Source organism: Nibrella saemangeumensis (assembly GCF_039541915.1).
Taxonomy (GTDB): domain Bacteria; phylum Bacteroidota; class Bacteroidia; order Cytophagales; family Spirosomataceae; genus Nibrella; species Nibrella saemangeumensis.
Genome location: NZ_BAABHD010000083.1, coordinates 339,682 through 347,270, shown reverse-complemented (window position 1 = coordinate 347,270; position 7,589 = coordinate 339,682). Strand labels below are relative to the sequence as shown.

The 7,589-nt window shown below is 52.7% G+C and carries 7 protein-coding genes; 2 read left to right on the top strand and 5 right to left on the bottom strand.

Translation table 11 applies throughout. From position 1 onward, the window contains the following. Both ABD949_RS27765 and ABD949_RS27760 read left to right on the top strand, forming a co-directional pair. Nucleotides 1-183 (top strand): hypothetical protein (locus ABD949_RS27765; RefSeq protein ID WP_345249261.1); only part of this gene is annotated, 183 nt, incomplete at its 5' end. A gap of 117 nt (nt 184-300) precedes the next feature. Then, complete coding sequence (locus tag ABD949_RS27760) at nt 301-549, top strand: hypothetical protein (RefSeq protein ID WP_345249259.1); 249 nt, start codon at nt 301-303, stop codon at nt 547-549. A 787-nt stretch (nt 550-1,336) separates the two neighbouring features. Here ABD949_RS27760 and ABD949_RS27755 read toward each other — a convergent pair. From ABD949_RS27755 to gldB, 5 genes are all read right to left on the bottom strand, one after another. Further along, on the bottom strand, nt 1,337-3,145 hold the full coding sequence (locus tag ABD949_RS27755) for a MutS-related protein (protein WP_345249257.1): 1,809 nt from the start codon (nt 3,143-3,145) through the stop codon (nt 1,337-1,339). 265 nt (nt 3,146-3,410) lie between these two features. Then, nucleotides 3,411-3,959, bottom strand: coding sequence for an REP-associated tyrosine transposase (locus ABD949_RS27750; protein ID WP_345249255.1), 549 nt, complete (start codon nt 3,957-3,959; stop codon nt 3,411-3,413). A 292-nt stretch (nt 3,960-4,251) separates the two neighbouring features. Then, the gene (locus tag ABD949_RS27745; RefSeq protein WP_345249253.1) at nt 4,252-4,665 is read right to left on the bottom strand and encodes a Fur family transcriptional regulator; all 414 of its coding nucleotides are present in this window, start codon (nt 4,663-4,665) and stop codon (nt 4,252-4,254) included. 81 nt (nt 4,666-4,746) lie between these two features. Beyond that, entirely contained in the window at nt 4,747-6,555 is a 1,809-nt protein-coding gene (locus tag ABD949_RS27740; RefSeq protein ID WP_345249251.1) for an ABC transporter ATP-binding protein, read from the bottom strand. A 25-nt stretch (nt 6,556-6,580) separates the two neighbouring features. Beyond that, the gene (gene gldB, locus ABD949_RS27735) at nt 6,581-7,576 is read right to left on the bottom strand and encodes a gliding motility lipoprotein GldB (protein WP_345249249.1); all 996 of its coding nucleotides are present in this window, start codon (nt 7,574-7,576) and stop codon (nt 6,581-6,583) included. Between the last annotated feature and the right edge of the window lie 13 nt (nt 7,577-7,589).

Sequence of the window (7,589 nt, the reverse complement as noted above, 5' to 3'; positions counted from 1 at the left end):
GTTATCGGACCACAAGCATCGGTAGCGTTGATAGCTGATGTGGCCAGCGTGGCTGAGTTGCCCACCAAAGTCAGCGATACAGCCGTGGTGGTGATCTGCGGAGCCTGCGTATCTGGTGTATATGTAATCTGCCGGCTGGCTACGGCAGTACATCCACCTGGGCCTGTCGCTGTTACACTATAGGTAGTTGTAGCTGTAGGACTAACCGCAATTGTCGATGAATTAGCTCCTGTACTCCACACATAGCTTGTTCCTCCTGAAGCTGTAAGAGTAGCACTCGTAACATTACAATTCAATGCTGTGGTTGATGCCGCAATGGCAACAGTCGGAATAGCATTGACTGTAAACGTTGCTGATGGAATAGATGACGCTGTTGGACTCGACGAGTTTATAGAAACTGTATATGTACCACTAGGTGCATTATTCGGAATTCCAACCGATGTTAATATTGTTGCAGTGTTACCGTTTCCAGAAGCAGGTGCTGTACTTGAAGTAAACGTCGTGGTAGTGGTAAAACTGTTAGCACTACTAATTAATACTGCTGTATAAGAAGTAGGGGGCGTTGCAGAAGAACTATTAAAGTATCTGTTTGTCCCATTACCATTTGTCACAGTAAAAGACACACCAACACTTGACCCAGCACATACAGGTGTACCTGTAACAGTAACATTTGTTATAGTCTGTCCCAAGCTGACGGTCTGTATTGATACTAGTAGCAGCATAATAAAGCCACCTAGTATGGCTTTATTATTTTTTTTAAAAAAGGTTAAGAGCCATGGGACCCTTAGTTGGTAATATTTAAGCATAGAGCTAATTGATTAAGTGAAACGTTTGAATTAAGAATAAGCACTGCGGTGTATAAGCATAGGCAAAAAGCAGCTACTGCGTTTCGCCCGATGTTTCAGATTTGGATGTTGATTAAAACGACTACGACCGTAGCGAACAGAAATGGCCAACCGGAACAGGGTTCCTGGTCAGCGCAAACGTGGGGAGTGAAAAGTAGTTTTCCGCCATATATAGTAAGTTGACAAGTTACACTGAGTAAGGATATGACCGAACAAAGTCTACCAACTATACTCGTTAAAAAGAGATTAATTAGGTAATTAGTGACTATTGCTCAGAAAATCGTCACCAAAGATAATATGGAGAATACTCTCTAATTAGGTCTAATAAATATTTAATATTCTTTTAATCCCTGCTACCAAGCCGTTTACTAATATTCTACCGGTCAATAAAAAGGTTTTTTATTTCACTAATCAATTTCGTATACTATATGCTTTAATTTATTCATATAATTAAGCAGTAACATCCAGCGCCTTCATATAAGCAGAAACCCTTACTGTTGACTCAATTCTATTCTAATACCAATGGCCTGCATCAACTGGCTGGCATTAAAGCTCTGGCATATTCCCGGCCGCAGCCGGTAATCGAAAACGAGTTCGCCGTTGTGGAGGTCAGACTGGAAGTGGTAGTTGGTAATAAAGTCTACCTCCTCCCCTACCTGCCCCAGTTCCAGATCGTGCGTAGAGACGAAGCCGGATGCGGTGGTGCGGTGCAGTTGGCGGATGAGCGCTTCGGCACCGCGGTGGCGGTCGGCGGAGTTGGTGCCTTTCAGGATTTCGTCGAGGAAATACAGTACGGGCAGGCTATCGGTCTGGGCGGTGAGTTGGATGAGCGTTTGCAGGCGCTTCAGTTCGGCGTAAAAAGACGAGGTGCTTTCCTCCAGCGAGTCCTGCGTGCGCATACTCGTAAACACCCGCAGGGGCGAGCAGGCAAACCCCTCCGCGCAAACGACCGAGCCGGCCAGCGCCAGCACCACATTAGCGCCCAGCGTCCGCAGAAACGTACTTTTCCCCGACATATTGGAGCCGGTAATCAGGATGGTCTGGCCGGAACCGGTCAGCGCTAACGAATTAGCTACGGCTTTTGCGGGGTTAATCAGCGGGTGTGCGGCCTGCCGGGCTTCCAGCACCACACCGGTGTCTCGGATGTCGGGTACGGTGTACTCAGGATGAGCAAAGGTCAGCCCCGCCAGACTGTTGAGGGCTTCGGCCTCGGCCAAAGCCTGAAGCCATTGGGGCAGATGTGGACCGTACCGCTGCCGCCAGCGGTCGAGGCTGATCAGGCAGTGGATATCCCAGAGCATAATGACGCCAAAAAACAGCGTAAAGTAGATATTCCGGCGGAAATTCAGGTTGTCGGTCAGGCGGTGTAGCTGGCTGATAGCGGCTGAAGCCGGCTCGCCATCGGTGGTCAGATCCCGCTGGAGTTGTCGCCACTGCACGGCCTCCGCCGACCGGCTTTCCATGAGCCGCAACATGTCGCGGAAGGTATCCAGCCCCTGCACCATCTCAAACGTCTGCTCACTGACGGCCTGCGCCCGTTTGGCCGTTTGGCGTAGCACCAGACCATGAATAAACAGCGATGCCAGCACGGCTACACCCGGCACCATACCAGCCAGCCACAGACCAATTAGCCCCACGGTAACCATAGGTAAAACCCACCGTACGATGTGCAGGTAGCCGGGGAGCGGTGCTACCGGTTCTGTAGCCCAGGCCAGCAGTGGCTCCGGCGACTGACCAGCACCGGGATTGAGGTACGCGGCCGCTTCAAAGTCCTGCCGCCAGTCGAGTTGCGGAGCCAGTTCGGCCACGGCCTGCTGCCGGAAGCGGATGGTTTCCGGCGGAGCGGGTTGCTGAAGCCACTGCGCCAGGGTACGCTGTCCTATATACGTGTGCGTGCGGTTCAGTAATCGGAAAAGAGAATGTGGTCCGAATACATCCAGATCCGACGTATAAGGATGCAGGGGATTGCTGAACTGGCCCCCGGTTTCCTCGCGCAGATACTTACGGTCGAGCCGGCCGGCTTCGTCCTGGTTGATGAACTGCAGGTGTCCGGCGTAGTCCCGTTCACGCCGGACGGTCTGGTGCTTTTTGAGCAAATACAGAAAGCCGGTCAGGCCGACCCCGGCAACGATCCACGCCCAGGTAGATTGGCCGGTGCTGCCCAGCCACCAGACGAGAGCCACGGCCATGACGAACCAGAAGAGCCGGGTAATGGCGAGCTGGTTGTACCGCTGCTGGGCGGCTTGCTGCTGCTGGGCGAATTGTTGCTGGCGTTGGGGGAAGAGGGTGGTGGGGGTCATGCGGTGTCTGTTACGGCAATGTCGATTGGGGCGCAAAGTACGGAAAAGTTATGATTGCTCGGCTGCGGTTGGCTTGCAGCTCGTCCGTCGTTCGTCCGCGATTGTATCGCGAGACGGGCGAGGTGCGCGTTTGTAACGCGCAAACAATCTGGCAATGAAGCGCCCACAGCCAATCTGCTTTCAGCTTAGCTGAAAAGAAAAGCGCGTCACAGACGCGCACCTCGCCCGTCTCGCGATACAATCGCGGACGAGCGGGCGGCACGGCTTATAATACCTCTACCAGCACTAGGCCTTTTTTGCCTGAGTAGTCAAGAGCACTGCTATAGAGGTAAGCTTCGGGCGTGGTTACGATCTGCTGCCGGACGGGATTGTCGTGAATGTAGGCAACCTTCTGGTCAGTGAAACCGGGACTGAACAGAGAAACGGCGTGGTTGTCGTCCCGCCAGACTTTGAAGTTTTCGGCCCGGCTGGTTCGTCGGGCTTCAAAGGCAAATTTGTCGAGAAGCCAGTCACGCCGGCTTTCACCGGTCTCCTGAATGGCGACAATCAGCGCTTTTGACGTAAACTTCTTGAAATCCCGCAGTACAAATGACAGGCTGCCGGGTTCTTTTACTCGCGCTACCAGATGAATGTGGTTACTCATCAGTACCCAGGCGTAGATCACCAGACCCTTTTGCTGAACGCAATAGTTCAGCGAATCACAGATGATCTGCTTGTATTCTTTACGGATAAAGATGTCAATCCAGTTTACGACGGTAATGGTGAGGAAGTATGGGGCGTTTTGATCAACAATAGGGTAACGGTCGGCCGACATGAGAACGGATGTACAGTAGCTTCATCCGTTTAGACGCATTCTATGGCAATTAGCAACAGGTTTCCGCTCGTCGTTCGTCCGCGATTGTATCTGCTGCTCGTCCGCGATTGCATCGCGAGACGGGCGAGGTCCGCGTTTGTAACGCGGGGATGAACTGTGCTAAATAATAAATGTAATTTATTCCGAAGGAAACAATTTGATTAAAGGAAGGCGGTAGAAAAAATCGCGTCACAGACGCGGACCTCGCCCGTCTCGCGATGCAATCGCGGACGAGCAACATTGGCAGGCATCACTACTGATTGCACTCTGAGCAGACGCCCTGGACCAGCAGGTTTACTTCTTTGCGCTGGTAGCCGTTGGGGAGGCTAAGGACGGGAATGGTAACGTCTTCAAGACAGGTGGTCTGGCCGCACTCTTCGCATTTGAAGTGAACGTGGTCGTGGTGGTGGTCGTTCTGGGCGCAGGTGGTACGGCAAAGGGCATATTTAGTGCCGCCTTCGTCATCCAGCACTTTGTGGAGGATGCCTTTTTCCAGAAAGGTTTTCAGCGTCCGGTAGATGGTAACGCGGTCGTGGTCGGGGCCGAGGCCGTTTTCGATATCGCTGTGCGAGAGGGCATGGTCGGTCTGCAGAAACAGGTCCAGCACCTCCTCCCGGTTGTTGGTATGCCGCAGCGAGAAATCGCGTAATGTCTGGATCGCAGTCATATTTAGCTGGCAGTGTGCAGTCGGCAGTTCTCAGTAGGCAGTTCCTTCTGCCGACTGCACACTGCCTACTGAGAACTAACTCTACTCTGTTATTTCAAACTGTAATTTAACCAAATTCGCGTACAATCCCTCCCCGAGGGCCGTCAATTCGTCGTGGGTGCCTGATTCGGCGATCTGTCCCTCGCGGATGACATAGATGGTATCGACCTTTCGGATGGTGGCCAGCCGGTGGGCAATAATGATCGTTGTCCGGTTCTGCATCAGCACGTCCAGGGCCTCCTGCACCAACCTCTCCGACTCGGCATCGAGCGAACTCGTGGCTTCGTCGAGGATCAGAATAGCCGGGTCTTTCAGGATAGCGCGGGCAATGGCGATGCGCTGCCGCTGACCACCCGATAACTTGACGCCCCGCTCGCCCACTACCGTATCAAAACCTTCCGGAAATGACCGGATAAACTCCAGAGCATTGGCCCGGCGGGCGGCTTCCATGATTTCGGCATCCGTCGCGCCCGGCTTTCCGTAGGCAATGTTTTCTTTGATGCTCCCGCCAAAGAGCATTACCTCCTGAGGCACTACAGCGATGTTCTGTCGCAGGTCAGTTACGTCGAAGTCCTGAATGTTGCGGCCATCGACCGTTATGCTACCCTCACTTACCGGATAGTAGCGCATCAGCAACTGCACGATGGTGGACTTACCCGCCCCGCTCTGCCCAACCAGCGCAATCTTCCGGCCCGAGGCTACCTCCAGCGAGATGCCTTTCAGCACCTCAATATCGGGCCGCGACGGATACGAGAACCGCACGTTGCGGAAGGCGATCCGGCCCTCTACCGGCACCGACAACGCAGTCGGCTCGCTCACGACATCTACTTCGGGCTGCTCTTCCAGAATCTCCAGTATCCGCTCCGAGGCCCCGATGGTTTTCTGCACCTGTGCGTACAGATCTCCCAGGCCGCCAACCGAGCCGCCGATAAACATTGTATAAATGATAAAGGTCAGCAGGTCGGAGAACGGCATTTCGCCCGTCAGCACCAGCGTACCACCGTACCAGACTACCCCGATGATTCCGCCGAAGAGAGCGAAGATGATGAATGACACAAATACCCCCCGGAATTTGGCCGCCTTCAACGAGTTATTGACCACTTTCTGCAGGGCCGACGAATACCGTTTGATCTCCAGCCTCTCGTTGGTAAAGGCCTTCACCACGTTTACCGACTGCAGCGTTTCTTCGACCACGACATTGGCATTAGCCAGTTCGTCCTGGGCTTTTCTGGATAGTTTCCGGATGAAGTTTCCGAAGAAAATGGCGGCAATGATCATGACCGGGAATGTCGCCAGCATAAAGAGCGTCAGCTTCCAGGACAGGTAGAAAATAATGACCGTACCGACCGTCAGCGTGGCAATCTGCCGGAAAAATTCCGCCAGTGTGATCGACAGCACATCCTGCAACTGGGTAACGTCCGAGGAAATCCGGCTGGTAAGCTCACCTACCCGGCGCTGTTCGAAGAAGTAGATAGGCAGCGTAATGATCTTGCCGTATACGGACCGGCGCACATCGGCCATGGAACGCTCGCTGACCTGGGCGAAAAAGAAGATTCGGAAAAAAGAGAAAATTGCCTGCACCACCAGTATAACCACAAAAAAGGAGACCACCTGGTTTAGCGAATACGGCGACCGCCCCTCGATCACACTGGTAATTTCGCCGATGAGCTTACCAAAACTAAGCGTGGTAGCCGTTGACAGTATCAGAAATAAAAAACCCAGCGCGAAGTAGGTGCGGTAGGGTTTTACAAAATGAAAGATCCGCATGGCCTTTTTCAGGCTGTCTTTGCTGACCCGTTTCTTGTCTTCCGGTGCGATATCGGACCCGGAACTTCGTCCTCGTTTAGCCATTATAAATCGTTAACACACGCCAAAGTTATTCCTCATCCGGTTGCCCCTTGTACCCCGACTCCTGAAAAATCTGGCGGGCGTTGGTATTCGCCATCAGCTCCCGGATACTGACCGATGGGTTTTCATCATGGTATTTGCCGACAATACGCCAGCCCAGCCACCGCCCGATAGCCCCCGGCGCTTTAGAACCGATTTCGGCGGTAAAGGGCCGCTCGTTGGTGTAGCGCTGCTTAATAGCCGGGCTTGTCTGATATAACAATTGTTCGTCAATAAAGTGCGCCCACACCAGATCCTGGGCCGCATAGGTTTGCGTCAGTTGCTGGTCCGTATAGCCGATTATAAGACTGTCGGCGACTTCGGGCAGCATAGCCTTCGTAAAAACAAAGCCTTTTCCGTAATAAACCATGTCGGCCAGCAGGGTTTGGTCGCTGCGGTCGGTGGCATTGAAGCGGTCGGAAATAGCAAAGACAATGGCCGGTACCAGGTAGTCTTTCTGGTAGCGACGGAGGATATATTGAGGGAACTCGGGACCCTGCGGACGGTACTTTGATTCGGGGCCGGCAAAGTAGTCCAGTCCAATAACGATGAGGCTGTCGGACACTACAAAATCGGGTCCCATAAAACCGGTCACTAAAGAGGTAACGCGGGGAATACGAAAGTCCGGAAATTCTTTCTTAATATTGGTAAACGCTTCTGAAAGCTGATTTTCCAGTTCTTTGGCTTCCGAAAACTCAGTCTGCACCTGCTGATACAATACGTTCAGTTCACGGTCGTTTATCCGGTTATATAGCTCATTCACCAAAGCTGTATCATTTCCGGGCTCTTTCGAGCTAAAGTACAAACGGGCCACATCGGGGTGCTGATTGAGAAATGCCCGGATGCTATCGCGTGATTTGCCGGAAAAGAGTTGCTGGTCGAGCCGCTGCAGCGTTACCTCTTCGCGTTCATCGCAGGAGTTCAATAGAAAAATACAAATTAGTCCCCCAACCAACAGCCAGATCGGGGAAATCCTGTCATTCATTCGTTTACCGGTT

Bases quoted from the DNA above. Each gene is read 5' to 3' on its own strand.
- ABD949_RS27755 (WP_345249257.1), bottom strand. From the start codon at position 3,145: ATGACCCCCACCACCCTCTTCCCCCAACGCCAGCAACAATTCGCCCAG.
- ABD949_RS27750 (WP_345249255.1), bottom strand. From the start codon at position 3,959: ATGTCGGCCGACCGTTACCCTATTGTTGATCAAAACGCCCCATACTTC.
- ABD949_RS27745 (WP_345249253.1), bottom strand. From the start codon at position 4,665: ATGACTGCGATCCAGACATTACGCGATTTCTCGCTGCGGCATACCAAC.
- ABD949_RS27740 (WP_345249251.1), bottom strand. From the start codon at position 6,555: ATGGCTAAACGAGGACGAAGTTCCGGGTCCGATATCGCACCGGAAGAC.
- gldB (WP_345249249.1), bottom strand. From the start codon at position 7,576: ATGAATGACAGGATTTCCCCGATCTGGCTGTTGGTTGGGGGACTAATT.